This window comes from Oleiphilus sp. HI0132 (genome assembly GCF_001635845.1).
This window is the reverse complement of record NZ_LWGJ01000841.1, coordinates 1-666: the sequence shown is the minus strand read 5'-3', so window position 1 is coordinate 666 and position 666 is coordinate 1. Positions and strand designations below refer to the sequence as shown.

The 666-nt window shown below is 47.6% G+C and carries 1 protein-coding gene; it reads left to right on the top strand.

Annotation, left to right across the window (positions count from 1 at the left end; genetic code table 11):
- Positions 1 to 666, top strand: a 666-nt coding sequence (locus tag A3766_RS30880; RefSeq protein ID WP_197479487.1) for a hypothetical protein, incomplete at both ends; no start/stop codon positions are given.

Below are 666 nucleotides of genomic sequence, written 5' to 3'. Positions count from 1 at the left end.
ACCAACAACGGAGAAGAGCATGATGTTGGTGTGATAGTGCCAACTTCAGCAGAGCACGGAACTTATACCTGGGATCAGGAAACAGGAGATTTCTCTGTTTCCGTGCTGGGTCAAAGCGACGGTGAGGGCGGTTTATCTCATCCTTCAGGTCTCGGTTGGAGCATGTCTTTAAATGGAGACGCGCTTAGCCTAGATGATGGTGAAGGTTCCTTTGTACTTCAGCGTGTGGGCGCAGATCCATTTGCTGCGGCAAGCAATAATGGAGTGGACTTCTCGGACTCTGCAACTCTGACGCAAGGACAAGAGCTGGGAGTTCTGGGTTCTGGTCTCTTAAGAGAATGGTATGACGATGGCACTTCGACAGAGTATGAAGAATATTATGTATTTGACAGCTCAGGTAATACTGGACGATTCGTCTGGAGGCATGATGACGAAAGTGCTGGAACAACAGATACAGGTGATGAGGCAACAACTTGGTTGGTAGATAGCTCAGGTAATCTTGAAATTACTATTGCTGGTTTATCTGAAGTACATGACGTGGCATTTGCTGATTTTAGTGACTTGTTCAGGCCCGAAATTGTCGTCAAAAAGGACGGTATGATGGAAGGACCTACGCGTGCCGAGCTAATGGTGACTCAGTCTACCTTAGCCTCAGAAGTGCCTAGC